The sequence below is a fragment of the Bacillus sp. FSL L8-0358 genome (assembly GCF_038593095.1).
GTDB classification, from domain to species: domain Bacteria; phylum Bacillota; class Bacilli; order Bacillales; family Bacillaceae; genus Bacillus; species Bacillus subtilis.
Map to the genome: position 1 here is coordinate 2,781,745 of NZ_CP151962.1, position 26,937 is coordinate 2,808,681.

A 26,937-nucleotide genomic window follows, 5' to 3' on the forward strand; every position below is an offset into this window, starting at 1 on the left:
ACGCAGGAGAGAGGGGAGACAGATATGAAGTCTAAATTTGAAGCATCTATTGACAACCTAAAAGAAATTGAAATGAACGCCTATGCCTACGAACTAATACGAGAGATCGTTCTCCCAGATATGCTTGGCCAAGATTACTCTTCCATGATGTATTGGGCAGGAAAACATCTCGCCCGTAAGTTTCCTCTTGAATCATGGGAGGAATTTCCGGCCTTCTTTGAAGAAGCGGGCTGGGGAACCCTCACCAACGTAAGCGCTAAAAAACAGGAGCTTGAATTTGAACTTGAAGGGCCGATCATTTCCAACCGGCTTAAACATCAGAAAGAACCTTGCTTTCAGCTGGAGGCTGGTTTTATCGCTGAACAAATTCAATTGATGAATGATCAGATTGCCGAATCTTATGAACAAGTGAAAAAGAGAGCCGATAAAGTGGTTCTGACTGTGAAATGGGATATGAAAGACTCAGTGTAATCAAAAAGGCGGTGACTGCATAGTCCCGCCTTTTTGATTGTCATTACACAGCTGAAGGGTGTTTTGAAAGCTCAAATGCATCGTGAAGCGACTCGACTGCTTTCACCATGTCATTTTCGCTTACGACTGTTGACACTTTGATTTCAGATGTGCTGACCATTTTGATTAAAATGTTTTTTTGCGCCAGTACAGCAAACATTTCAGCCGCTACACCAGGATTTGAGACCATGCCGGATCCAACAATGGATACTTTAGCCAATTTGCTTTCTGTCTCAATTTTCTCAAATTCCAGCGCGTCTTTATACTCTTCAAGCACCGCAACGGTTTGGTCTGCATCTTCTGTTTTGACAGAGAAGGAAATTCCAGTCTTGTCCTCGGCCTGCGTTTGGATAATGATATCCACGTTTATGTTTCTTTTGGCAAGTGTCGTAAAAATAGTAGACAAAGTTGTCAGGCCGCTAGTCAGCCCGTAAATGGTTACTCTTGTGATTTGATCTTCAAATGCAATGCCTCTGACAATTAAATTCTGTTCCATGGATGATTCCTCCTCAATTAATGTTCCCGCTTCGGTTTCTGTACTTGAACGCACTTCTAACGGCACTTGGTAATTTTTCGCGAACTCAACTGCTCTTGGATGAAGAACGCCGGCGCCTAAATTGGCAAGCTCAAGCATTTCATCGTATGAGATGCCCGCAAGTTTTCTCGCTGATTTCACATAGCGCGGATCGGTTGTAAACACGCCTGGCACGTCTGTGTATATGTCACATTTATCAGCTTTTAAAGCGGCAGCCAAAGCAACTGCTGTTGTATCTGAACCGCCCCGGCCCAATGTCGTAATTTCACAATCCTCTGTCATGCCTTGGAATCCTGCAACAATGACAATTTTTCCTTTTTCAAGCTGGTCTGCTAAACCCGAAGTGTCGATATCTGTAATTCTGGCGTTTCCGTGAATGGCCTCCGTACGGATTCCCGCCTGCCAGCCAGTATAAGACACAGCGTCATAGCCTTTTTCCTGCAATGCCATTGAAAGGAGTGAAATCGTGACCTGCTCGCCTGTCGCCAGCAGCATATCCATTTCGCGTTTGCTCGGCTGGTCAGAAATAGCTTTTGCAAGGCTGACCAATTCGTCAGTGGATTTTCCCATTGCTGAAACGACGACAACGACTTGATGGCCTTTCTGTTTTTCTGCAATTGCGCGGTTTGCCGCATTTTGAATTTTTTCGACTGAGCCGACGGAAGTGCCTCCGAATTTTTGTACAATAAGACCCATGTATTACCACCCTTTACATTTTGGTTCGTGCGGGTGAGGAGAAAGAGCGCTTTGTCCACAATAAAAAAAGCAATGAGAGGAATACTCTCATTGCTTATCAATTAATCATCATAAATGATTATGAACAACGAGATAGCCCTCCAAGAAAATGATTTCTTGACAGCCTTACATTTATTCAATGCACGGCCAGCAAATAATACCGATGGGGTTTTATTTGCTTCGGCGACGCTCCCCTTTCAGCCTTTTTCACAGAATCCATCTTTCTCCAAAGGCATACTCTTGAAGTTCGCACCTCTATCTTCACCATATAACACGATCTAACTATGAAATTAGTTCACATTTTATCAGATCTTATTTAAAAGGACAACATTATTTTTGCAATTTGTCGTAAAGGAGCTGAGCCGCCGCTGCGGGAACACCGGCTTTTTTGATGTCCTCAAGGCTTGCTTCCTTCATTTTTTTAACGGAACCGAAATGCTTTAACAGCATTTTCTTTCTTTTCTCTCCGATACCCGGGATGTCGTCCAAAACGGATTGAAACGCGCTTTTTCCGCGGATTTGCCTGTGAAAACTGATTGCAAAACGGTGCACCTCGTCCTGAATGCGCTGCAGGAGGTAAAATTCCTGGCTGTTTCGTTCCAGATACACCACCTCCAGCGGCTCACCGATCAGTAAATTTGAGGTTCTGTGTTTTTCATCTTTCGCTAAACCGGCGATCGGGATATCCAAGCCGAGTTCATTTTCAATGACATCCCTTGCTGCGTTGATCTGCCCTTTTCCTCCGTCAATGATGATCAGATCGGGCAGCGGCAGATTCTCACGAAGCACTCTCGTATAGCGTCTTCTGACAACCTCTCTCATAGAACCGTAATCATCCGGCCCTGTAACAGTTTTGATTTTATATTTGCGGTATTCCTTTTTGTATGGTTTGCCGTCGATAAACACAATCATCGCGGAAACCGGGTTTGTCCCCTGTATGTTTGAGTTATCAAACGCTTCAATTCTGTGCGGCGTATAAATATTTAATGCCTCACCTAGCTTCTGCACAGCCCCGATTGAACGCTCCTCGTCCCGTTCGATTAAAGAGAATTTTTCTTTCAATGCGATTTTCGCATTTTTATGGGCAAGCATGAGCAGTTCTTTTTTCGGGCCTTTTTTCGGCTGGTGAACGTTTGTTTCCAGCAGCTGCTCGATCATGGATTGATCTACGCTGTCCGGAACTAAAATCTCCTTCGGAAGGAAGTGGTTGTTTTTTGAATAGAACTGCCCGATGAACGTGAGGAACTCTTCATCTGCTTCCTGATAAAGCGGGAACATGCTGACATCGCGTTCAATGAGCTTTCCTTGGCGGATGAAAAAGACCTGCACGCACATCCAGCCCTTATCGTACGCGTACGCGAATACATCACGGTCGACTAGATCGTTCATCGTCATTTTTTGTTTTTCCATCGTTGATTCAATATGGGCAATTTGGTCACGAAGCTCTTTTGCTCGTTCAAACTCAAGATTCTCAGCAGCTTCATGCATTTTCTCTTCAAGCTCTTTTTTGACCTCATTATAGCCGCCCCTTAAGAAACGTGTAATGCTTTCAACCAGCTCTCTGTTCGTCTCTTCGGAAATATCCTTTACGCACGGAGCGAGGCATTGGCCCAGATGATAGTAAAGGCACACTCTGTCCGGGAGCTTGGAGCATTTTCTGAGAGGATACAGACGGTCGAGCAGTTTTTTTGTTTCCCTTGCTGCCTGTACATTCGGATACGGCCCGAAATAGCGCCCTTTGTCTTTTTTGACATTGCGGGTGACAATCAGCCTTGGGTGGCGTTCATGGGTGAGTTTTATGAAAGGATAGGTTTTGTCGTCTTTGAGCATGACGTTGTATTTCGGATCATGCTTTTTGATCAGATTCATTTCTAAAATAAGCGCTTCAAGATTGGAGGACGTCACGATATATTCAAAATCCTCGATTTCCGTCACAAGCCTTTGGGTTTTCGCGTCGTGAGAACCGGTGAAGTAGGAGCGTACTCTGTTTTTCAGCACTTTTGCTTTCCCTACGTAGATCACAGTCTGCTGCCGGTCCTTCATGAGATAACAACCCGGTTGATCAGGAAGGAGGGCGAGTTTTTCTTTCAGTTGTTTGTTCATATGTTACCCTTCCTTATGTTTAATCCTTTATTCCTAGTTTAACACGAACGTTTGTTTTTCTCTATGATTCACAATTGGCGAATAAAAAAAGCGATCCCTCAATCGGAATCGCTCTGGCATGTAAGCAGCGGAAAATTAAAGATGTTTGTTTACAAGCTCTTGAAGCGCTTCTTTTGGTTTGAAGCCGACTGAAGTTTCAACTACTTCGCCGTCTTTTAACACAAGAAGAGTCGGGATGCTCATAACGCCGTACTTTCCGGCAGTTTCTTGGTTTTCATCTACATCGATTTTTACGATTTTCAGTTTGTCTCCCATTTCTTGATCCAATTCTTCAAGAACAGGTGCAATCATTTTACAAGGTCCGCACCAAGGAGCCCAGAAGTCTGCCAGTACGACGCCTTCGCTTGTTTCAGCTGAGAAAGATTGATCAGTTGCTTTTACGATAGCCATTATTGAATTCCTCCAATGTGAAATGATGATTTTTAGTATAGCATCTCCCATTCGTTCACGCTATTTTAATGCTTACAAATTATTTTTTCCTGATCACAGCCGGTTTACTCATTTTTATATGGTTGAATGGGATATGCTCTTTTTTTAAAACACAAATCTGATAATGGCCCCGATCACTACAATTGCCCCAATAATCATTAAAATGGTACGAAGCATAAGATCACATCTCCTCTTCACTGTCATGTACTTTACCATGCCCTGCCGGAGCTGTTTTAAAACCTGAAAAAGAGCGCCGGCATGAAGCTCCGGCGCTCTTACGCGATTAAGAATCAGCACGCAGCGTAAGTAAGACGACTGACATTGGCGGGAGTTTTACTTTCAGTTTGTTTTTGCTGAGCGTGTATTGTCTGAAGGATTCCGGTTTGACATGATGAGGATCGTCAAACGTGTTATGCGCATTCATTTTTTCTGCCGTGAGAATGACTCCGGAATGGTCCGCTGCCTTGTGTAGGCCCCTCAGCTCGATTTGCGCCTCCGCTTTGTTTTGGTGATCGATGTTGCAAATAGTGATATTGATATCACCTTCAGCTTGTTTCGACGCTGAAATGCTGATTTGCGGAAGCGTTTCACCGTTCCATTCATAGTCGGCAGACATTGTCTCTGTGGCTAAAAGAGAAGCGTCCTGGTGCACCTTAAACATATTGAATACATGGTACGTCGGTGTCAAAAGCATCCGCTCTCCCTCAGTCAAAATCATCGCTTGAAGAACGTTGACCGTTTGGGCGATATTTGTCATTTGCACCCGGCGGCAATGCTGATGGAAGATGTGGAAATGAGAAGCCGCCACCAGCGCATCACGAATGGTGTTTTGCTGATATAAGAAACCGGGATTCGTGCCTGGCTCGGGATCAAACCACGTGCCCCATTCATCAATAATCAGCCCGACCCGCTGCTCCGGATCGTACCGGTCCATAATCGTGCCGTGTTTTTGAATCAATTCATCGATGTATTTGGCTTTTTTCATCGTAATAAACCATTCATCTTCCGTGAATTCTGTGGCTGATCCTTTGCCCTTCCAAAAATCCCCCGGAATCGTGTAATAATGAAGACTCAACCCGTCCATCAGGCCAGCGGCTTTTTTCATAAGCACATCCGTCCAATTAAAATCATCCACATTTGCGCCGCCGGCAATTTTATAAATGTCATTCCCGCTGTAATTACGGACATAAGTCTGAAAACGCCGGTACAGATCTGCGTAGTATTCGGGATGCATGTTGCCGCCGCAGCCCCAGTTTTCATTGCCCACGCCGAAATATTTCAGCTTCCAAGGCTCTTCTCTTCCATTTTGTTTTCTCCAGTCTGACATCGGCGTGCCTTCTTCAAATGTCATATACTCAATCCACTCCGCCATTTCCTGAACGGTTCCGCTTCCGACATTGCCGCAAATATATGGCTCGCATTCAAGCAGCTCGCAAAGCATCATAAATTCATGCGTTCCGAATTCATTTGATTCAATTGTACCGCCCCAGTGAGTGTTCAGCATTGTCTTACGGTCACCGACACCGTTTGCCCAATGGTATTCGTCCGCAAAACACCCGCCCGGCCATCTGAGGACAGGAATGTGCAGCTGTTTGAGCGCCTCCAGCACGTCCTTTCGTATCCCGTTGATATTGGGGATGTCTGAGTCCGTTCCGACCCAGATCCCCTCATAAATCCCTCTTCCTAAATGCTCAGCAAAATGACCGTATATATTTTTGTTAATGGTTCCTTTTACGATATCTGTTTGAATCACTGCTTGATGTTCAGACATGCCTCTGATCATTCCTTTCATACGGATATGAAAAGCACCACAGTCAAATATGTGATCTGTCTTTTGCCTGAGGAGTCATCATGAATGTAAGCGCTTTTAAAGTAACCATATTATATATGTTCGTACATGTCAACGACATTTTCTATTGTTTTTATATTTGTACGTATGTATTTATAACTATGAAAAAATCCCGAACTTTTAAAGTCCGGGATTTCCTTTATGAGTGTATATTCAATTGTTTGAATTCCTCAGTTAATAACGGGACAACTTCAAATAAATCACCGACGATGCCGTAATCCGCTATTTTAAAGATATCGGCTTCGGGGTCTTTATTGATGGCGACGATCACCTTGCTGTTTGACATGCCGGCCAAATGCTGGATGGCGCCGGAAATGCCGCATGCAATGTACAAATCCGGAGTGACGACTTTCCCCGTCTGCCCGATTTGAAGAGCGTAATCGCAATAATCAGCGTCACATGCCCCGCGAGAAGCCCCGACTGCGGCCCCTAGCACCTCTGCAAGCTCCTGCAGCGGCTGAAATCCTTCCATGCTTTTGACTCCTCGGCCGCCCGCAACGATAATTTTCGCTTCGGAAAGATCAACACCGTCCGCCGTTTTTTTGACGACCTCTTGAATCACGGTGCGAAGGTCAGTAAGAGAGACATTTATGCTTTCGATGCTTCCCGACCTGCTGGTGTCTTTTTCTGAAGCTTGAATGTTATTGGGGCGAATTGTTGCAAAGATCATCGGATCGGTTGAAATGACGCGTTCAAAAGCTTTCCCCGAGTAAATCGGCCGTGTGAACACAACATTCCCTCCGGTAACGCTTACATCTATAGCATCAGAAATTAAGCCTGTTTGCAGCCGGGCAGCAAGCTTCGGTGAAAGATCCTTGCCCATTGCCGTATGCCCGAAGATGACTGAATCAGGATTTTCTTGCTCGATAACACCTCTCATGACCTGGCTGTACCCGTCTGCCGTGTATGTTTTCAGCTTCGGGTCCTCAGCGGTAAGAACTTTATCTGCTCCGTAATGAATAAGCTCTTGTGCAATGCTTTGTACATTTTCACCGATGAGAACACCGATGACTTCCCCATCTCCTGAAATGGTTCTTCCTGCAGCTATTGCTTCAAAGGTGACATTCCGCAATTCCCCATCGCGTATTTCTCCAAGCACGATCACTTTTTTTCCCATTCTAACATCCCCCTGTTTCTTTGAATGTCCAAGCTTTAAATGACTTTAGCTTCGCTGCGGAGCAATGAAACAAGCTCTTTTGCCTGTTCGGCAGGCTCACCTTGGAGAAGCTTCCCGGCTTCTTTTTTCGGCGGCAGAAAACGTTCAATGGTTTTCAGCTTTGGTTCAGCATCCTCTTCGTCCAGATCAAGATCATCAAGTTCAAGCTCTTCAAGCGGCTTTTTCTTAGCCTTCATAATTCCCGGAAGCGATGGATAGCGCGGCTCGTTTAAGCCCTGCTGAGCTGTGACAAGCAATGGGAGCATCGTTTTGATTTTTTCAACATCCCCTTCGACGTCCCTTTCTGCTTCTGCATCAGTGCCGTTGATTTCGAGTTTGGTGATCGTAGTGATACACGGAATGTCCAGTAGCTCGGCAAGCCGAGGCGCCACTTGTCCTGATCCTCCGTCAATGGCAACATTTCCGCCGAGAATCAAATCAAACTCCTGATCCTTCATATAGTGGTATAAAACTTGAGAAATGGAATATTGGTCGGGTTCTTCAAGATCATCTTCTATGTTGATTAAAACAGCTTGGTCACAACCCATGGCAAGCGCCGTACGCAATTCTTTCTCCGCTTCTTCACCGCCGACCGTGACAGCGGTGATCGTGCCGCCATGCTTTTCCTTCAGCTGGATGGCTTCTTCTATCGCGTACTCATCATATGGATTAATGATCCATTCCGCTCCGTCATCCTGAATCTTTCCTGTTTCAATGACGATTTTTTCTTCTGTGTCAAACGTCCGTTTCATCAGTACAAATAGATTCATGATCATATCCCCTTTTATTCGCCTTTGAACTGAGGCTTTCTTTTTTCGAGAAATGCCTGGATGCCTTCCTTGGCGTCCTCTGACTCAAATGCTTCCCCAAATCGCTTTGCTTCAAGCTTTAAGCTGCCTTCATAGGAATACACCTTGTTGGAATAAAGAAGTTCAAGCAAAGATGCCAGCGTTTGCGGGCTTTTCTCTGCAAACTTAGCGGCAAGTGCTTTTGCTTTTTCAATCACTTCTGCCTCATCTTTCGCTCCAATTGAGACAAGTCCGAGATCAAGCGCTTCTTTTCCGGATATCGGTTCTCCTGATCCGATGAGCTCTAATGCTTTGGCTGTACCGACATATCTCGGAAGGCGCTGTGTCCCCGCAAAACCTGGAATGATACCGAGATTAAGCTCCGGGAGCCCCAGCTTAGCATCTTCTGTTGCAATTCTGATATGACAGGCCATCGCAAGCTCCAGCCCGCCTCCGAGAGCAGCGCCGTGAATCGCTGCGATAATCGGTTTTGGAAAGCTTTCGATTCTCTCCATTAACTGCTGGCCGCGCTCAGCGAGCAATGAGGAATCCTCATTGCCTTTAAGCGATGTAAATTCTTTAATATCAGCGCCGGCTGAGAAAAATCTTCCCTCGCCGTGAATGATAATGCTTCGTACGCCTGCATCTGTCTCACATTGATCAAGACAGGAAGACAGCTCTTCTAATATCCGGCTGGAAAGCGCATTTGCCGGCGGATTGTGAATCGTCAAAACTGCCACAAATTGATCAACTGCCAGTGATATTGCATTCATAGGACAGAACTCCTTTACTTATTATGAATTCCGGACACCAATAATTCTAAAACGCTGTCTGAAAGCGCAGCGAGATCGTACTTTTGGTCATTCATCACCCAAGTTGTCACGGTTTCGTCAATCGTTCCAAAAATCATCTGCCGGGCGAGGCGGACGTCGAGGCCTTCTTTTAATTCGCCTGATTGTATACCTTCCGTCAAAATGCCATCCAAAATATTTAAGTAGCCTTTTAATATTTCGTTGATTTTTTGTCGCAGCTCCAAGTTGGATTGGCGGAGCTCGAGCTGCGTGACAATCGCGAGATTATGGTCACCCGCTAAAAGGGAAAAATGCTTTGAAATGACAAGCGCCAATTTCTCTTTCGCTGTTGTTTTTTCTTTAATGTCCTCTTCCATCCGCTCAATAAATTGACCCATTTTTTCTTTGAAAAGAGAAATTAAAATATCTTCTTTGTTTTTAAAATAGAGATAGATGGTGCCGTCCGCTACCCCGGCTTGTTTGGCAATTTTGGATACCTGTGACTGGTGGTAGCCGTTTTCTGCAATGACTTCTACTGCTGCATCAATAATCTGCATATACTTTGGCCGTTTTTGCTTCAATGTTCATCGTTCCTTCCTATAGAAATGAATGACTATTCATTCATAATTTTATGATAAGAAGGATTTTCATGTTTGTCAAGTTTATTCATAGACGTTCTCTTTTTTTATTTGATATGATGATTTTCGGTTTCTTCTTCAAGTAAACGCCTTCTTAAAATTTTTCCCACCGCCGTTTTCGGCAGCTCTTTTCTGAACTCATAGGCTTTGGGCACCTTATAGGGAGCTAGACGTGATCTTGCAAAAGTGTCTAGTTCTTCTGCATCGGCTTTTGCGCCTTTCTTTAACACCACAAATGCTTTTACTGTTTCTCCCCTGTAGGAATCGGGAACGCCTGCGACAACAATTTCCTGGATGGCTTCATGTTCATAAAGCGCTTCTTCTACCTCACGCGGGTAAATATTGTAACCGCCGGCAATGATGATATCCTTCTTCCTGTCAGCAATATAGAAAAAGCCTTCTTCATCCATATAGCCCATGTCCCCGGTGAACAGCCAGCCATCTCTCAGCACTGCGGCGGTTTCCTCTGGTTTATTCCAGTATCCTTTCATGACTTGCGGACCTTTTACAATGATTTCTCCATGCTCATACGGAGCGGCAAACTCACCCGTCTCTTCAGAATAGATCGCAGCGTCCGTACTCGGCCAAGGACAGCCGATACTGCCCGGCTTGTTTTTTCCCCAGATAAAGTTAGCGTGCGTCACTGGGGATGCCTCAGACAAACCATAGCCTTCCACAAGCTTTCCGCCAGTCACCTTTTCAAATTTCTGCTTTACCTCCACGGGGAGCGCTGCTGATCCGCTAAGACAGCTTTTAATGGATGACAGATCATAATGCTGCAATTCAGGGTGATGCAAAAGGCCAATGTAAATTGTCGGTGCGCCAGGAAAGAGCGTTGGTTTGTGTTTGTCGATGATTTTCAGTGTTTCGAGCGGATCAAACTTAGGAAGAAGAATCATTTCGAAGCCTAGTTTAATCGAATAGTTCATGACTGCCGTCAGTCCGTAGACATGAAAAAACGGGACGATGCCCAGCACTTTTTCAGCGCCTTCTTTCACGTCATACATCCAAGCGGCGCACATTTCAGTATTTGCCAAAATATTTTGGTGCGTGAGCATGACCCCTTTTGGAGCTCCGGTTGTTCCTCCGGTATACTGGAGGACAGCGATATCATGCTCAGGATCGATCTTCGGGATTGTCAGGAGTTCAGTTTTTTCCTGCTTCATACTGGAAGCAAACGTGTGAATGTTAGCTGTTTTGTCAAAATCGATATGCACTTTTTGTTTTTGCGTCAGCGGGTAAAGAATATTCTTCGGAAAAGGCAAATAGTCTTTTACGCTGGTTATCAAAATCTGGTCGACTATTGATAACGTTTTCATTTTTATTGCCTTCGGGAAAAGCAAATCTAAGGTGATGATCACACTTACCTGAGCATCTCTAAGCTGGTATTCAAGCTCATGCTCGGTATAAAGCGGATTCGTCTGCACCACGATGCCACCGGCAAACAAGACGCCATAATAAGAAATCACTGTTTGCGGGCAATTGGGCAGCATAACAGCCACTCTGTCTCCTTTTTGCAGGCCATTGCACTGCAAAAAAGCTGCAAGTTTAAGAGCATCCGTCAGAATGTCATGAAAGGTGAGTTTTTTTCCATAAAACGATATTGCGGTTTTATCAGGGAATCGTGCGGCGGAGTCTGTCAGGATGGATTGCAGGGTTTTATTCGGCAATGGAAGCTCATGCGGGATATCGTTGGGATACTCGGCAAGCCACGGCTTTTGAGACTGCATAAAACCTCCCCTTTCGATTTTAGAGATCCACCTTATCATTATAGCAGATGGACGGCAAAAAAAAGAAAAAGAAAGGTAAATCTTTCTTTTTCTCATAATATGAACAGATATATAAGACCAATTAACAAAAAGATTCCCGCCGCGGCGAGCAGTATTTTCGCAAGCTTTTCCATCTATTCTCCGTCCCCTTATATTCCGGCTGCCACCACAAATGAAAGCCCGACAGAAATGACAAATGAAATAAAGCCGACAGCCCGGTTATCATTTTCGATTTCCTGATCAATTTTAAACCGCGGAGTCAAAAACTCAAAAATAAAGTAACTGATCAGAAGCATAACAAACCCGTAAACGCCCCAGCCGATCATTTGCAGCAGCGAATTATGCTGGGAGATGGAATGCTGAAATACGTTTGCGATTCCCAAAATTTTTCCGCCGGTCGCCATTGCCACCGCAAGATTTCCTTTTTGAATCTCTTCCCAGTTTTTATAAGCCGTCACCAGCTCAAACACAGTCAAAAAGAGGACGAGGCAGAGAACCGCGACACTGTAATATGCCGCGATTTCCACAAGCTCGTTTTCCCAAAAATCACTCATGGCCATACTCCCTTTTATTTTAGTTCAACAACCGTAACGCCTGATCCTCCCTCACCTGCTTCACCGAAACGGGAACTTTTGACGCTGCGGTGGTTTTTCAGAAGATCCTGTACGCCTTTTCTTAAAGCGCCGGTTCCTTTTCCGTGGATGATTGACACTCTTGGATATCCGGCTAACACCGCATCATCCAAGTATTTTTCAACCCGGCTGAGGGCATTTTCATAGCGTTCGCCGCGGAGATCAAGTTCAAGCGATACGTGATAGTCCTTTCCCTTGACCGCTGTAATGATTTTTTCTTTTTTTGGCTCCGGAGCTGATTTGATAAACTCCAGATCTTTTTCTTTTACTTTCATCTTTAAAATACCGATTTGAACATTCCATTCATTGCCGCCTGTTTTTTCGAGCAATGTTCCTTTTTGCCCGAAAGTGAGGACTTTCACCTCGTCACCAGGCTTAAAGTCGCGTTTTTGCGCTTTTGGCTTTTCCGGTTTCTTGGACTTTTCAAAAGCCGGCATAGCGCCTTCTAACCGTTTCTTCGCGTTAATCAGCTCGTGATCCTTGAAGGATTTGTGTTCTTCTTTTATGGAGCGCAATTCATGAATAATGTCCTCGGCTTCTTTTATTGCCGCTTTTACTTTTTCAGCAGCCTGCTGTTCTGCCTCTTCAAGCATTTTGTCTTTTTTGCTGTTAAGCTCGATGATTTGCTGCTGCAGCTCTTTATGCAGTTTTTCCGCTTCTTTTCTGATTGATTCTGTCTCAGAAAGCTCTTCTTCCGCACGTTTTTTGCTTTGTTCCAGCGACGCAATCATCGTATCGACTTCGTTATGCTCGGCCGTCATTTCTGACTTCGCCTGCCCGATGATATGGTCCGGAAGCCCGAGGCGTTTTGAAATTTCGAAAGCATTGCTTCGACCCGGCACACCAATTAAAAGTTTATAGGTCGGTGACAGCGTTTCAATGTCAAATTCAACGCTGGCATTCATGACGCCTTCTCTGTTATAGCCGTACGCCTTCAATTCCGGATAATGCGTCGTAGCTAACACTCGTGCATTGGTGCGATGCACGTCATCCAAGATGCTCATGGCGAGGGCCGCCCCCTCCTGCGGATCTGTCCCTGCACCAAGTTCATCGAAAAGCACAAGGCTGTTTTCATTGACCTGTTCTAAAATGCCGACAATGTTCACCATATGGGATGAGAACGTACTTAAACTTTGCTCAATCGACTGTTCATCACCGATATCAGCGAATACGTGCTCAAATACTGCCGCTTCTGACCCTTCATCTGCCGGGATATGAAGACCTGATTGCGCCATTAAGGTTAGCAGGCCTAACGTTTTAAGGGTGACTGTTTTCCCCCCGGTGTTTGGCCCTGTGATGACAATGGTTGAAAAATCGCGGCCAAGCTCGATGTCATTGGCAACAACCTGGTCAGGCGGAAGCAATGGATGGCGGGCTTTTTTCAAACGGATAAAGCCGGTGTCGTTCATAATCGGTTTTGTCGCTTTAACCGCTTTTGCATATCTAGCTTTTGCAAAAATAAAGTCAAGCGTCTGCAGCACTTGCAAATCTAGAAATAGCTCCTCTGTATGCTCTGCCGTTTTCTCTGTCAGCACACGCAAAATCCGTTCAATTTCTTGCTTTTCTTTCACTTTCGCCTGCTGAAGGGAATTGTTCATATCTACAATCGCCTGCGGTTCAATGAATAGTGTCGCACCAGAGGATGAGGTGTCGTGCACAATTCCTCCATAGCTGGATCTGTACTCCTGTTTGACCGGGATCACAAAGCGGTCATTCCGAATCGTAACAATCGTATCAGACAGCATTTTCGAAGCGGAAGAGGAACGCAGCATCGACTCTAACCGGTCTCTGACTCTTGATTCGAGTGTTCTGAGCTGTGTGCGGATTCCTCTTAATGTTTCCGATGCATGATCAAGCACTTCTCCGTGATCATCAATGCAGGAATTAATGTCCCGCTCTAAATCGGACAGCGTGATAAGCTGTTCAGCATGCTGATGGATCAGCGGAATGTCGACACCGTCTTCAGCCATTTGGGTGATAAAATGTTTCATTTGTTTAACTGCATAAAGCAGGCCTGAGATTTCAGTGAATTCAGAAGGACTGAGAACGCTGCCGATTTCCGCCCGTCTTAACGCTCCTCTGATATCTACAAGGCCGCCAAATGGCGCTTGGCCTCTCAGCCGGATAATGTCAGAAGCTTCGTCTACTTCATCAAGCTGTTTTTTGATTTCGTCTATAGAAGCAGAAGGCTTAAGCTCGAGAAGCATTTCTTTTCCGAGCGATGAAGCGGCATGCCCAATAACCTGTTCTTTCACTTTATGAAATTCAAGAGCTGATAATACTTTTTGCTGCACGATTGTGTGAGCCTCCTTACTTAATCGTTGCGCTTCAGAAATGCCTCTACGTCTTTAAGCGACCGGGCATTCAGAACGTTTTTCGTTTCCGTCCATCCTTTGCGCGCGGCAGTAACGCCAGTTTTCATATCGTCTAACATCTCAATATTATGGGCATCAGTATTAATCACCAATGTAACCCCTTGTTCGTTTGCTTTCATTAAATGCTCTGTGCGCAGATCAAGGCGCGCAGGGTTGGCGTTGAGTTCAAGCGCCGTATTTGTTTTCCTCGCAAGCTCAATCAGCTGATCAATATCGATTTCGTAACCGGCCCGTCTGCCGATAAGGCGCCCGGTCGGGTGTGCGATAATGTCAACATGCTTGTTTGTCAGTGCCGTCTCAAGCCGTTTCATAATCACGTGTTCCGGCTGATTAAAACTGGAATGAATCGATGCAATAACGATATCCATTTCCGCAAGCACATCGTCATCATAATCGAGCGTACCGTCAGGCAGGATATCCATCTCAACGCCTTTCAAAATACGGAAGTTTTCAAACTCTGCATTCAGCGCGTCAATTTCTTTTGCCTGCTGCTTAAGTCTTTCTGCAGTAAGCCCGTTGGCGACCTTTAAAAATTGTGAGTGATCGGTGATCGCCATGTATTGATAGCCTTTTTTGATGCAGGCTTCAGCCATCTCTCTGATCGAAAATGCGCCATCGCTCCACGTTGAGTGCATGTGGAGATCACCTTTGATTTGCCCGATCTCTATCAGTTCAATGCTGTCGCTGTAAGTTTCCACTTCCTGTCCGCTTTCACGAATTTCCGGCGGAATCAGCGGCAGGCCGAAGTGCGCATAAAATTCACGTTCACTCGGAAATGTTTTGATCTCTCCGGTTTCAACTGTCTCAACGCCGTATTCACTGATCCGCTCGCCGCGTTCTTTGGCGATTTGGCGCATCTTAATATTGTGATCCTTTGAACCCGTAAAATGATGGAGTGTTGTCGGAAACTGCTCTTCCGTCACAAGACGGAAATCGACGCTTGTTTCATATTCAAAGGAAAGGATGACGGACACCTTCGTATCTCCGCTTGCGATCACGCTTTTGATGTTTGGCAGCTCAAGAAGCTGCTCTCTTACTTCAGCCGGATGATCTGTAGCAATGATATAATCCAGATCCTTCACCGTTTCCCGCGCTCTGCGGAGACTTCCGGCACGAGAAAATTTGATGATATGCGTAAATTGAGAAAGATGCTCCTCAATTTCCCGCGCGATCCGGAGGGCGTATCCGATCGGGAACCGTTCAGGCTGTTTTCCGGCTTCCCCGAGCGCCTGTAATATTTTTTCTTCCGATTTTTTGCCGAAGCCCGCAAGACCTTGCACCTTTTGCTGTTCACAGGCTTCCTTCAGAGATTCTGCATCATGTACGCCGAGCTCTTTATATAGCTTTGCGATTTTTTTGCCGCCGAGGCCCGGCAGCTTCAATAAAGGCACGAGTCCTTCCGGCACTTCTTTCTGCAGCGATTCGAGCGTGCTTGACTTTCCTTCATCTATATACTCTTTAATGACGCTGTACGTTCCTTTTCCAATGCCGGACAGCGACATCATATCGTCCATTTCTGATAAGCTTCGGTCGTCCTGTTCCAGGGCTGCCGCCGCTTTTCGGAAGGCGGATACTTTAAACGGGTTGTCCCCTTTTAGTTCCATATAGACTGCAATGGTTTCAAGCAGCCGGATAATATCTTTTTTATGCATATCATAACCCCCAGACGTTCACATATGTTTCCATCATACTTGAAAAAAACTTCTCCGGACAAGAGAAGTTTTTTTATGCCCCGTACTGTGTCCACAGCTCTTGTAGGAGCCCTGACAAGTATGGTGTATGGTTAATGATCACATTTGCGAGGGACGATTGCCCCATCATTTGCTGCAGTGCATCTACCGGCAGAACGGATGCGACATACAGCAGCACAAATGTAAATAAATAGACTTCTAGAAAACCGAGAACGGCGCCCAGCATCTGGTTGATTTGTTTAATCACCGGAATGCCGGCTACAATACTCAGGAACGAGCCGATGATTCTCAGTAAGATTTTAGCAATGATAAATAAAACGATAAACGCAATCGCATTATAGTACGCTGCTTCCAAATTCCCCGTAAAAAAAGAAAGAGCCGGCTGTCCCGCTGAAAAATCGGGTGCGGGAATCCAATGTAAATGCGGTGCCACGTTTTTATAGAATAAAGCCGCAAAGGCAATTGATAAAATAAAGCTCGTCAAGCGGATAAACTGCAGGATAAAACCGCGTTTTAACCCCAGTAAAGTCCCCATCAGGAGCAAGATTAAGATGATGATATCTAGCATAGTTGTTCAATCCTTTTCTTTAAGCTGACGCTCCAGTTTTTCACATTTCTCTTGTAATTTGACATAATCGTGCACCACATTTACCGCTGTCAGCACTGCAAGTTTATTTATATCAAGGTATGGATTTTTTTCATTGATTTCTCTCATTTTATCATCAACAATTCCGGCGACATACCTCATATGGGCTCTGCTTTCTTCACCGACAATCGTGAAGTGCTGGCCGTAAATGTCAACGGTTGTTTTTGTTTTTTTGCCGTCAGACAACGTTTCTCCTCCATTCCGCGAGAATCCTAGTTCTTATCATAACACGTTTATTAAATGAATGGAAAGACGAGCCTCCCGCTGTTATGATACACTGGTATATACAGCGAAAAGTGTAAAAAAAGGAGATTATTACGTGTCCCATTCAGTGATAAAAGTATCGTTGTCTGCTATTGACCAAATGAAAATGACATACAGCGGTTCGCTTACAGCCTCTGTTCCGCAGGGAGCCGTTTTTCAGGCGAAACCGCCCGGCTGTACCATTACAGCATATAAATCAGGCAAGGTCTTGTTTCAAGGCAAAAACGCAGCGGCAGAATCCGCGCGCTGGGGAACAGCAGAGCCGGAAAAGAAGAAAATGGCCAAAAAGCCGGCTGATCCCCGCTATGCCCCTCCGGCAGATATCGCCGGAATGTCTGTTATCGGTTCTGACGAAGTCGGAACCGGAGATTACTTTGGCCCAATGACGGTTGTATGCGCGTACGTCGACAAAACCATGCTTCCTTTAATGAAGGAACTCGGTGTTAAGGATTCTAAAGATTTAAAAGATCCGCAAATCATCGAGATTGCCCGAAACCTGATCAAAACTATTCCATATAGCCTGCTGGTTTTAAAAAATGAAAAGTATAACAGCATGCAGGAAAAAGGCATGAGCCAAGGGAAAATGAAAGCTTTGCTGCACAATCAGGCGATCACCCATTTATTAAGAAAATTGGATGGAGTAAAGCCTGAAGCCATTTTGATTGACCAATTCGCTGAGCCAGGCGTCTACTTCAATCATTTAAAGGGCAGAGACATTGTGAAGGAGCGGACCTATTTTAGCACAAAAGCTGAAGGTATTCACCTGGCTGTCGCCGCTGCTTCAATCATTGCAAGATATTCGTTTTTAATGGAAATGGATAAACTATCACGCGAGGCAGGAATGACGCTTCCAAAAGGGGCCGGTCCTCACGTCGATGAAGCGGCCGCCAAGCTGATCCTCAAAAAAGGGGCATCTGCACTCAGAACCTTTACAAAACTCCATTTCGCCAATACGCAAAAAGCGCAGCGCCTTGCTGATAAAAAACGTTCATAGAAAAAAGCTTGCAGATTTCTCTGCAAGCTTTTTTATCAGCCTCTTAAAACAGCTTGATATGTGTCTTCTAACGCTTTCAGCACTTTGCTGTGCGCCTTTGTCACTTCTTCTTCAGTCAGTGTTTGTTCAGGGTTGACATACTGGAGTGAGAAAGCGACTGACTTCTTGCCTTCCTCCATATGTTCGCCTTCGTATACGTCAAAGACGGTTACCTCTTTCAGAAGCTTGCCGCCAGCCTCTTTAATGACGCTCTCAAGCTGGCCGCTTGTGACGGTTTTATCTGTTACAAGGGCGATATCACGTGTCACAGACGGATATTTCGGAATCGCCTTGTAAACAAGCGGTGCTGTTTCTGCTGCGAGCAACGCATGAAGATCGAGCTCAAATACGTATGTTTCCTTTATATCCAGTTCTTTTTCCAATGAAGGATGGACTTGGCCAATGAAGCCGATCAGAGAACCATTTAATAAAATGTTCGCTGTTCTGCCCGGATGCAGCTGTTTGCGTTCTGACTGTACAAATTCAATGCTGTCTAGGACGTTGAGTTTGTCTAACAGCCCTTCCACAATTCCTTTGACAACAAAGAAATCAACTGGTTTCTTTTCACCCTGCCATAGCTGCTTGCGCCATAATCCGGTAACAGCTCCTGCTACGCGTTCTGTTTCAACAGGTTTTGTGTCCTCTTCCTTCGTCAGGAAAACGGAGCCGACTTCGTACAGTGCAACTGAGTCAGTCTGCCTCGCGAGGTTGTAAGAAACAGAATCAAGCAGATTCGGAACAAGACTGTGTCTGAGAATGCTTCTTTCTTCACTCATTGGAAGCGCAAGCACAGTATTCAGTGATTTTTCAATCGCAAACGCTGCCGCTTTCTTCTCATTTGTCAGTGAGTAAGTGATGGCTTGTGATAAGCCTGCGCCTTCAAGGAAGCGTCTGACTTTACGGCGTTTTGCCTGGTATGGCGTTAATCCGCCTGTAGTTCCCGCTGTCTCAGGAAGCGTAGACGGAATGTTATCGTAGCCGTACAGTCTTGCCGCTTCTTCGATTAAATCCTCTTCTATTGTAATGTCGCCGCGGCGTGATGGGACAGTCACAACGAGAAGTTCACCCGCTTCACCGACCGTAAAACCGAGACGTTTATAAATGCTGATCAGTTCTTCTTTACTGATCGTCAGGCCTAGAACGCTGCTCACTTTGTCAGCAGATACGTGAATGTTATTTGCTTCGATTGTCAGGTGATCTTCCTCAACTGTTCCAGCAAGCACCTCACCGCCGGCATACAGATGGATCAGCTGCGCAGCCCGTTCTGCTGCAAGACGTACGCGCGCCGGATCAATTCCTTTTTCAAATCTTACGCTTGATTCACTTCTCAAACCAAGGTCTTTGGAAGCCTTGCGAACCGTCTGCCCATTGAAATACGCAGCCTCAAGCAAAATCGTTTTCGTATCTTCCTGAACCTCTGACTCTGCTCCTCCCATGACACCCGCAACAGCCTGCGCTTTCGTTCCGTTTGTAATGACAAGGTGATCGGCGGACAGCTTACGTTCTTGATCATCAAGAGTGACGAGCATTTCATTCTCAGCTGCTTTTCTTACTACGACTTCCTTAGAGCCAAATCTGTCATAATCAAACGCATGAAGCGGCTGTCCGTATTCCAACAGGACAAAATTTGTGATGTCAACGACGTTGTTGTGCGGACGAATGCCTGCATTCATCAGCTTTGTCTGCATCCAAAGCGGTGATGGAGCAATCGTGACATTTTTAATGATTTTTGCAGTGTACAGCGGGTTCGCTTCTTGATCTTCAATTTTGACTGCAATGTAATCAGACGCTTGTTCTGAAGCAGCCGGGTAATCCGTTTGCGGAAGCTTTACCTCAGTGTCTAAAATCGCGGCAACCTCGTAAGCAACACCAAGCATGTTCATGGCATCCGCGCGGTTTGGCGTTAAACCCAGCTCAAGAATCGCATCGTCAAGCTGTAAAGCCGCTAAGGCATCGCTTCCTGTTTCAGCGTCATTAGGGAATACGAAAATGCCTTCTGCATACTCCTTCGCCACAAGTTTGCTTTCGATACCAAGCTCCTGTAAGGAACAGATCATGCCATTTGATTCTTCACCGCGAAGCTTGGCTTTTTTGATTTTGAAATTGCCCGGCAGCACCGCTCCGACAGTTGCAACCGCGACTTTTTGTCCCTTATCCACATTCGGCGCGCCGCAAATGATTTGTACAGGGGCTTCAGCACCGATATCCACAAGGCACTTATTCAGCTTATCAGCATTCGGGTGCTGCTCGCGCTCCAGCACATGGCCGATGACAACGCCTTTGATGCCTTCTCCTTTGTATTCAATTCCTTCAACCTCAATACCGGCTCTTGTAATTTTTTCAGCAAGAACAGCCGGGTCCATGCCTTTTAAATCAACATAATCCTCTAACCATTTATAAGAAACAAACATCCTTGCATCCTCCTCTTACGCCTGTTTAAACTGCGAAATAAATCTGACATCGTTTGTATAGAAGTGGCGGATATCATCAATGCCGTATTTCAGCATGGCGATGCGCTCAACACCCATTCCGAATGCGAAGCCCTGATATTCCTTCGGATCAAAGCCAGCCATTTTAAGCACGTTCGGGTGAACCATTCCGGCACCGAGGATTTCAATCCAGCCTGTTCCTTTACATACTGAGCAGCCGTTTCCACCGCATTTAAAGCATGTCACATCCACTTCTACTGAAGGCTCAGTAAACGGGAAGAAGCTTGGGCGGAGTCTGATTTCACGGTCTTGCCCGAACATTTTTTTCGCAACGAGTTCAAGCGTTCCTTTTAAATCACTCATGCTGATGTTTTTGTCAACGACAAGCCCTTCAATTTGCATAAATTGGTGAGAGTGCGTCGCATCATCGTTATCACGGCGATATACTTTACCCGGGCAAATGATTTTAACGGGACCTTTGCCTTCATGCTTTTCCATCGTCCGTGTTTGGACAGGAGAAGTTTGCGTTCTCATCAAAGTCTCCTCTGTGATGTAAAAGCTGTCCTGCATATCGCGCGCAGGGTGTTCTTTCGGAAGATTGAGCGATTCGAAGTTGTAGTAATCCGTTTCAACCTCTGGCCCTTCCTCGACTGTGTAGCCCATACCGATAAATAAATCTTCAATTTCTTCAATGACAACAGTGAGCGGATGGCGGCCGCCGACTGCAACAGGGTTCCCCGGCAGCGTGACGTCAATTGTCTGTCCTGCAAGCTTCTGCTTCATTTCCTCTTCTTCAAGCTTCTCGTTTTTGTCAGCAATCGCATTGGCAATACGCTCCCTTACTTCGTTCGCGAGCGCCCCCATTTTTGGACGTTCCTCAGCAGAAAGCTTGCCCATTCCGCGCAGCACTTCTGTAATCGGCCCTTTTTTTCCGAGATATTGCACCCGAATATCATTGACAACCTTCAATGAGCTTGCCGCTTCTACTTGTTCTAAAGCTTCTTGTTCCAGCTGTTTTAGCTTTTCTTCCATTTTGCATCCTCCTTTTATGTAAACAAACCGTCATATGTCTTTGGAAAATAAAAAAAACCCGTCCCTTGTACAAGGGACGAGTTGTGGCCGCGGTACCACCCTTATTTCAGACAGACTGATGCTGTCGTCAGCTTCATTGACATAACGGAATCAGATTCCGGTTCACCTTTACGCGCAGTGTACGCGGTCCCGGCGACAACTCAAGAGGTGAAGCCAATTTCCGGCTGCGTTAAAAATGCTCTCAGTCAGCGGCATTTTCTCCCTGGAAAGCAGTTGATCAGAAATTGAGGTCCTCTGTCACGGTTTTTGAAATATTATGTTCTATTATAGAGAAATCCAACGCTTGGCGCAACACTATCCTCGCAAGTGATACACGAGGATGGCAGCCGCAACCGCAACGTTTAGTGATTCAGCCTGTCCGTAAAGCGGCACGTATAGGTTCAAATCCGTTTTTTCCAGCAATGCAGCATCCACCCCTGCACCTTCATTTCCTACAATGAGCGCAAAGGATTCAGACTGAGGAATCTCCTGATAAGGCGCTCCGTTTTGCAGCGCCGTGCCGTATACTTTTACGCCCTCTGCCTTCAATTCGTCCACATATGAAGGCAGGTTTCTTCTCACAACAGGAATATGGAAGTGAGATCCTTGAGCAGATCGCAGTGTTTTTCCGTTAAAGGCGTCCGCCGTGCCGTCACCGAGTACAACCGCATCCAAACCGGCCGCATCAGCCGTTCGAATCATTGTGCCAAGGTTTCCCGGATCTTGAACAGCGTCAATCAGCAGCACCTTGCGTGCCGTTGCCAGCTTTTCTTCAGGCATATGGCACACAGCGGCAATCTGCTGCGGCGTTTCGGTTTCAGTCACAGCTGAAAACGCATCTTCACTCAGCGTATAGCACTGGATACCAGTCTCAAGATCTGAAGGAATCTTCGTTTCATCCTTTACAAGGATTTCTTTCACAATGCCCGGGCTTTTCAACGCCTCTTCAACGAGGTGTTCTCCCTCTATCAGAAATGTATTTGTTTTTGTTCGTTCTTTTTTTGTGTGAAGCTTTTTCCAATCCTTCACTTTTTGGTTTTTTGCCGATTCTATTTGTTTCACTGTCTATGTGGCGCTCCTTTTTTTAACATGATGTTATTATATCGCAAGAACAGCACATAATAAACCAGGTGCAGGGTTAGAATATACGTATTACATTTTAGAAAAAGGAGCGTTTTACATGGATCTTAATTTACGTCATGCCGTCATCTCCAATGTCACCGGCAATAATCAGGAGCAGCTTGAGCATACAATCGTAGATGCGATTCAAAGCGGTGAAGAAAAAATGCTTCCAGGGCTCGGCGTTTTATTCGAAGTCATTTGGCAGCACGCATCTGAAAGTGAGAAAAACGAAATGCTGAAAACGCTTGAAGACGGATTAAAACCCGCCGAATAAGACATGAAACCGGGTGACAGCGCCCGGTTTTTTTCTTATATAATAAAAACATGATGAGGGGGAACGCCATGTTTTTACAGCCGTTATTAGCGAAAAAAATTATTGCTGAAGTTAAAAAAATGTACGAACGTGAAGTCATTATTGTAAACACGGACGGTCTTATTATGGCAGGCACAAACGATGAGCGTGTCGGACAATTTCATGAGGGAGCGCTTATCTGCGCAAAAGAAAGACGCAGCGTGATTATTACAAGAGAAGATGAAACAAGGTTAAAAGGAGTGAAAGCAGGCATAAACCTCCCTGTATTTTTTGACCATGATGTGATCGCCGTCTTCGGGCTGACAGGTGAGCCTGCAGAGATTCAGCCATTCGGAGAACTGCTTCGAAAAATGACAGAGCTGTTCATTAAGGAATCGCGGCATTTAGAGCAATCCCAGTGGCGTGAGAGAATGCTGGAGTCCTTTATGATCGATTGGCTGCAATTAAAGGAGTGGTCTCCCAGTTTTCTTGAGAAAGCTCAGCTTCTTGGTGTTGACCTTTCCTCCCGGCGCCAAATGATTCTGATTCAGGGGTATGAGTGGTCACGTCATGATATTGAACAAATGGCACGCAGCTGGAAATCCTCGTACCCTGCGGATTTGTTCATCAGGTGGGGAAATGAACGGATTTTGATTAATCATGAAGTGCCGCAGCATGAACAAAGGGATCAGCTTTTACGGAAGATCCTTCACATTTGTTCGTTTGCCAATACCGCAAGCAGCCAATATACAGCAGCTGGCGCCGGAAGGGCCGTCGCAAGCTCCAGCCTGACAGATTCATACGAGCAAGCGGAAAAAGCGCTGGCTGTCAGCCTTAAGCGAAAAACGCCCATATTTGAAGAGGATCTGAAGCTTGATATGTGTCTAACGGAGATCAGCCCGGGAACCCGAAACGAATTTCCGCAAAGAGTATTAGGAGAGGCGCTAGAGCATCAGGAACTTATGAATACGTTACGGACTTTCTTTCATCTCGATTTGTCTTTGAAACAAACCGCAGAAGATATGCATATTCATATCAATACATTGCGATATCGTCTGGCTAAGGCTGAACAGCTGACGGGTTTACGTTTTGACCGTACCGAGGACATCGTCACGATGTACGTCGCCCTCTATTTTTTAGAGCAAGACACAAAATAGAGAGAGTTTCAGTTTCATTTTTTGTATGTTTCTCCATGGAAGGCTTTGCTTTTTTTCTTTTACAATAGATTGAAAGCGTTTTTTGACAGGGGGATGGGTAAAATGATCACCAAGGATGTAAAGGAGCAGCTGATTCGGGTCTCCGGACCAGAAAACTTTGATGACTCGACTGCCGGCCGTCTCGTCTATTCATATGATGCGACGCCTCAGTATCAGTCTATGCCTGATGCCGTGATTGCTCCGAGGAATACTGATGAAGTATCACGCATTTTAACAATTTGCAGCGAACATCGAGTGCCGATCGTTCCAAGAGGATCAGGGACAAACCTGTGCGGCGGCACGTGCCCGACTGAAGGCGGACTTGTGCTTCTCTTTAAGCACATGAACCAGATTCTTGAGATTGATGAAGAAAATTTAACTGCCACAGTTCAGCCGGGCGTCATTACGCTGGATATGATCCGCGCGGTTGAAAACAAGGGTTTGTTTTATCCGCCTGACCCGAGTTCTATGAAAATATCAACCATGGGCGGAAACATCAATGAAAATTCCGGCGGGCTCCGCGGATTAAAATACGGCGTCACCCGCGACTATGTTATTGGACTGGAGGTTGTGCTCGCAAATGGTGACATCATCCGCACCGGGGGAAAACTCGCGAAGGATGTGGCCGGATACGATCTCACACGTCTTTTTGTCGGCTCAGAAGGGACACTGGGCATTGTGACAGAGGCAATCGTCAAGCTCGTTCCAAAGCCTGAAACAAAAAAGACGCTGCTTGCCCTATATGAAAATATCGATGCCGCTGCTCAAACGGTATCAGACATCATTGCCGCAAAAATCATACCCGCCACGCTTGAATTTCTCGACCAGCCTACACTATTGGTGATTGAGGATTATGCCAAAATCGGACTGCCGACAAACGCAAAGGCGGTTCTATTAATTGAGCAAGACGGACCGCTTGAAATCGTGGCACGGGATATGGAAAAGATTGAGGCGATTTGCAAAAAAGGCGAGGCCGTTTCCGTTCAGACCGCACAAACGGAGGAGGAAGCATTCGCCCTAACTGAAGCACGGCGCTCTGCACTTTCTGCCCTTGCCCGTCTCAAGCCGACGACGATTTTAGAGGATGCGACCGTTCCTCGCTCAGAAATCGCCAATATGGTTAAAGCGATTAATCATATTGCTGCTAAATATGATATTTCCATCTGCACCTTTGGCCATGCGGGAGACGGGAACCTTCACCCGACATGCACGACAGACATAAGAAATGAGGATGAAATGGAACGTGTCGAACAGGCTTTTGCCGAGATTTTTGAGAAAGCGATTGAACTTGGCGGCACGATAACCGGAGAGCACGGAGTCGGGGCAATGAAAGCGCCTTACTTGGAAATGAAGCTGAAAAAAGAAGGCATTGATGCGATGAAAGCGCTGAAAGCGGCATTTGACCCCCGGAACATATTAAATCCGGGCAAAGTGTTTGCGAAAGATGCCAGAAAACGTGTGGTGGCGGAAAGATGACAACAGAAAAAGAAATGAAACAGATCCAAAATGAGTTTAAAGAACGCATGGATGAAGGCGAGCTTTTGAATTGTATGCGCTGCGGCTTCTGTCTTCCTTCCTGTCCGACCTATATCGTATCGGGATTTCAGGAAACACACTCTCCACGTGGGCGTATCGCCTTAATGAAAGCCGTAGCCGACGGTATGATTGAACCGGATGAAGATGTCGAACGGTCGCTGTCACTTTGCCTCGGCTGCCGCGCCTGTGAACCTGTATGCCCGTCAGGCGTGAAATACGGACAGCTGCTTGAGGAAGCCAGAGATATTATCCACCAAAACAAAAAACACTCGCTCGGCGCACGTGTCATGCGAAAGACGGCTTTTCACGAGCTGTTTCCGCACCAAAACCGCATGCGATCAGCTGTAAGCCTTATCGGTTTGTATCAGCGGTCAGGACTGCAAACCGCTGTGCGAAAATCAGGCATGCTTCGGGTCCTGCCTGAGCATTTGCGAACGATGGAAGCCGTTCTTCCTGATGTTCCTAAAAGCAAAGACATGAAACATCGGCCGCGTTTCCTGCCGTCCATTGGCCCCATGAAAAAGCGGGTTGCCTTTTTTTCCGGCTGCTTAATGGATACAATGTTTTTACCGACCAATAACGCCACATTGAAGCTTTTACAGCTGGCAGGCTGCGACATTGTCATTCCGCCTGAACAGGCTTGCTGCGGGGCGCTTCATGGACACAGCGGTGAAAAAAACACAGGGAAAGAGCTCGCGAAACAAAATATCGCTGCTTTCGAAGCATTAGACGTGGATGCAGTCATTACAAACGCAGGAGGATGCGGAGCCTTTCTTACCGAATATGATCATTTGCTGAAGGATGACCCGGAATGGTCGGAGCGAGCCGCCGCTTTTGTTCAAAAGCTGAAGGATTTTTCTTCCGTTTTGGTTGAACTCGATTTCCATCAAATGGACTTAGCGCTCGAGACACCTCAGGTCGTTACCTACCAAGATTCATGCCACCTAAGAAATGTAATGCATACGTCGCTTGAGCCCCGCCAGCTTCTTAAAAGCATCAAAGGGGCGGAATTCAAAGAAATGGAGAAAGCAGACAGCTGCTGCGGGTCAGCGGGAATTTACAACATCGTCGAAGCTGAAATGTCTATGAAAATACTGGACAGCAAAATGGCTGCCGTCAAAGCAACCGAAGCGATCCTCATTGTAACAGCAAATCCCGGCTGCCTGCTGCAGATGAAGCTCGGGATTGAACGCGAAGGACTAAGCGGTAAAGTCAGAGCCGTTCACCTGGCTGATCTGCTATTGGAAGCAGCCGGGCACAAAACATCATGAGAAAGCCCAAAACAGA

General features: G+C 45.9%; 24 protein-coding genes and 1 riboswitch. Of the genes, 7 read left to right on the forward strand and 17 right to left on the reverse strand.

All coding sequences use genetic code 11. From position 1 onward, the window contains the following. The first annotated feature begins 24 nt into the window (after window positions 1-24). On the forward strand, window positions 25-471 hold the full coding sequence (locus NYE49_RS14385; protein ID WP_047182989.1) for a YslB family protein: 447 nt from the start codon (window positions 25-27) through the stop codon (window positions 469-471). Between the two features lie 43 nt (window positions 472-514). On the opposite strand, the gene NYE49_RS14390 is transcribed toward NYE49_RS14385, so the two are convergent. The 14 genes from NYE49_RS14390 to zapA all read right to left on the reverse strand — a co-directional run bounded on the left by NYE49_RS14390 (window position 515) and on the right by zapA (window position 16,893). After that, window positions 515-1,741: an aspartate kinase gene (locus tag NYE49_RS14390; protein ID WP_047182990.1), complete on the reverse strand. Its 1,227-nt coding sequence runs from the start codon at window positions 1,739-1,741 to the stop codon at window positions 515-517. Window positions 1,742-1,866: 125 nt separating this feature from the next. Next, window positions 1,867-2,046, reverse strand: a riboswitch (Lysine riboswitch). Window positions 2,047-2,110: 64 nt separating this feature from the next. After that, entirely contained in the window at window positions 2,111-3,883 is a 1,773-nt protein-coding gene (gene uvrC / locus NYE49_RS14395) for an excinuclease ABC subunit UvrC (RefSeq protein ID WP_038828019.1), read from the reverse strand. Window positions 3,884-4,018: 135 nt separating this feature from the next. After that, window positions 4,019-4,333 (reverse strand): thioredoxin, encoded by a 315-nt coding sequence (gene trxA / locus NYE49_RS14400; RefSeq protein ID WP_003222500.1) that lies wholly within the window; start codon window positions 4,331-4,333, stop codon window positions 4,019-4,021. Between the two features lie 322 nt (window positions 4,334-4,655). Continuing rightward, window positions 4,656-6,143 carry an alpha-L-arabinofuranosidase AbfB gene (gene abfB, locus NYE49_RS14405; RefSeq protein ID WP_047183573.1) on the reverse strand — a complete coding sequence of 496 codons (1,488 nt, stop codon included), beginning with the start codon at window positions 6,141-6,143 and terminating at the stop codon, window positions 4,656-4,658. 217 nt (window positions 6,144-6,360) lie between these two features. After that, window positions 6,361-7,338 carry an electron transfer flavoprotein subunit alpha gene (gene etfA, locus NYE49_RS14410; RefSeq protein WP_173614223.1) on the reverse strand — a complete coding sequence of 326 codons (978 nt, stop codon included), beginning with the start codon at window positions 7,336-7,338 and terminating at the stop codon, window positions 6,361-6,363. 35 nt (window positions 7,339-7,373) lie between these two features. Next, window positions 7,374-8,147 (reverse strand): electron transfer flavoprotein subunit beta, encoded by a 774-nt coding sequence (gene etfB / locus NYE49_RS14415; RefSeq protein WP_342410358.1) that lies wholly within the window; start codon window positions 8,145-8,147, stop codon window positions 7,374-7,376. A gap of 14 nt (window positions 8,148-8,161) precedes the next feature. Continuing rightward, the gene (locus NYE49_RS14420) at window positions 8,162-8,938 is read right to left on the reverse strand and encodes an enoyl-CoA hydratase (protein WP_038828015.1); all 777 of its coding nucleotides are present in this window, start codon (window positions 8,936-8,938) and stop codon (window positions 8,162-8,164) included. A 14-nt stretch (window positions 8,939-8,952) separates the two neighbouring features. After that, entirely contained in the window at window positions 8,953-9,537 is a 585-nt protein-coding gene (gene fadR / locus NYE49_RS14425) for a fatty acid metabolism transcriptional regulator FadR (protein ID WP_268548224.1), read from the reverse strand. A gap of 104 nt (window positions 9,538-9,641) precedes the next feature. Beyond that, complete coding sequence (gene lcfA, locus NYE49_RS14430) at window positions 9,642-11,324, reverse strand: long-chain-fatty-acid--CoA ligase LcfA (protein WP_326210152.1); 1,683 nt, start codon at window positions 11,322-11,324, stop codon at window positions 9,642-9,644. A gap of 188 nt (window positions 11,325-11,512) precedes the next feature. Next, on the reverse strand, window positions 11,513-11,917 hold the full coding sequence (locus NYE49_RS14435; RefSeq protein ID WP_003237674.1) for a DUF350 domain-containing protein: 405 nt from the start codon (window positions 11,915-11,917) through the stop codon (window positions 11,513-11,515). Window positions 11,918-11,931: 14 nt separating this feature from the next. Continuing rightward, window positions 11,932-14,289 (reverse strand): endonuclease MutS2, encoded by a 2,358-nt coding sequence (locus tag NYE49_RS14440; protein ID WP_015384309.1) that lies wholly within the window; start codon window positions 14,287-14,289, stop codon window positions 11,932-11,934. A 20-nt stretch (window positions 14,290-14,309) separates the two neighbouring features. Further along, on the reverse strand, window positions 14,310-16,022 hold the full coding sequence (gene polX, locus NYE49_RS14445; protein WP_047182992.1) for a DNA polymerase/3'-5' exonuclease PolX: 1,713 nt from the start codon (window positions 16,020-16,022) through the stop codon (window positions 14,310-14,312). A 73-nt stretch (window positions 16,023-16,095) separates the two neighbouring features. Further along, window positions 16,096-16,629 (reverse strand): CvpA family protein, encoded by a 534-nt coding sequence (locus tag NYE49_RS14450; RefSeq protein WP_003229537.1) that lies wholly within the window; start codon window positions 16,627-16,629, stop codon window positions 16,096-16,098. A gap of 6 nt (window positions 16,630-16,635) precedes the next feature. Continuing rightward, entirely contained in the window at window positions 16,636-16,893 is a 258-nt protein-coding gene (zapA, locus tag NYE49_RS14455) for a cell division protein ZapA (protein ID WP_003229534.1), read from the reverse strand. Window positions 16,894-17,026: 133 nt separating this feature from the next. Here zapA and rnhC point away from each other — a divergent pair, with 133 nt between their 5' ends. Continuing rightward, window positions 17,027-17,965 (forward strand): ribonuclease HIII, encoded by a 939-nt coding sequence (gene rnhC / locus NYE49_RS14460; protein ID WP_014480506.1) that lies wholly within the window; start codon window positions 17,027-17,029, stop codon window positions 17,963-17,965. 35 nt (window positions 17,966-18,000) lie between these two features. Here rnhC and pheT read toward each other — a convergent pair whose 3' ends face one another. Together pheT and pheS are read right to left on the reverse strand one after the other, a co-directional pair. Further along, window positions 18,001-20,415, reverse strand: a complete 2,415-nt coding sequence (gene pheT / locus NYE49_RS14465; RefSeq protein ID WP_047182993.1) for a phenylalanine--tRNA ligase subunit beta — start codon at window positions 20,413-20,415, stop codon at window positions 18,001-18,003. 15 nt (window positions 20,416-20,430) lie between these two features. Beyond that, window positions 20,431-21,465: a phenylalanine--tRNA ligase subunit alpha gene (gene pheS, locus NYE49_RS14470; protein ID WP_004398818.1), complete on the reverse strand. Its 1,035-nt coding sequence runs from the start codon at window positions 21,463-21,465 to the stop codon at window positions 20,431-20,433. A gap of 81 nt (window positions 21,466-21,546) precedes the next feature. On the opposite strand from pheS, the gene NYE49_RS14475 reads away from it, so the two are divergent. After that, window positions 21,547-21,753, forward strand: coding sequence for a hypothetical protein (locus tag NYE49_RS14475; protein ID WP_004398812.1), 207 nt, complete (start codon window positions 21,547-21,549; stop codon window positions 21,751-21,753). Between the two features lie 66 nt (window positions 21,754-21,819). On the opposite strand, the gene NYE49_RS14480 is transcribed toward NYE49_RS14475, so the two are convergent. Next, on the reverse strand, window positions 21,820-22,566 hold the full coding sequence (locus NYE49_RS14480) for an RNA methyltransferase (RefSeq protein ID WP_015384314.1): 747 nt from the start codon (window positions 22,564-22,566) through the stop codon (window positions 21,820-21,822). Between the two features lie 118 nt (window positions 22,567-22,684). Between NYE49_RS14480 and sspI the strand changes: the two genes are divergently transcribed. The 4 genes from sspI (at window position 22,685) to NYE49_RS14500 (ending at window position 26,921) form a co-directional block, all read left to right on the forward strand. After that, on the forward strand, window positions 22,685-22,900 hold the full coding sequence (sspI, locus tag NYE49_RS14485) for a small acid-soluble spore protein SspI (protein WP_015384315.1): 216 nt from the start codon (window positions 22,685-22,687) through the stop codon (window positions 22,898-22,900). A gap of 68 nt (window positions 22,901-22,968) precedes the next feature. Beyond that, complete coding sequence (locus NYE49_RS14490) at window positions 22,969-24,075, forward strand: CdaR family transcriptional regulator (RefSeq protein WP_047182994.1); 1,107 nt, start codon at window positions 22,969-22,971, stop codon at window positions 24,073-24,075. A 102-nt stretch (window positions 24,076-24,177) separates the two neighbouring features. Beyond that, on the forward strand, window positions 24,178-25,590 hold the full coding sequence (gene glcD / locus NYE49_RS14495) for a glycolate oxidase subunit GlcD (RefSeq protein WP_047182995.1): 1,413 nt from the start codon (window positions 24,178-24,180) through the stop codon (window positions 25,588-25,590). Then, window positions 25,587-26,921: a (Fe-S)-binding protein gene (locus NYE49_RS14500; protein ID WP_047182996.1), complete on the forward strand. Its 1,335-nt coding sequence runs from the start codon at window positions 25,587-25,589 to the stop codon at window positions 26,919-26,921. The genes glcD and NYE49_RS14500 overlap by 4 nt, the downstream gene beginning before the upstream one ends. Window positions 26,922-26,937 lie beyond the last annotated feature (16 nt).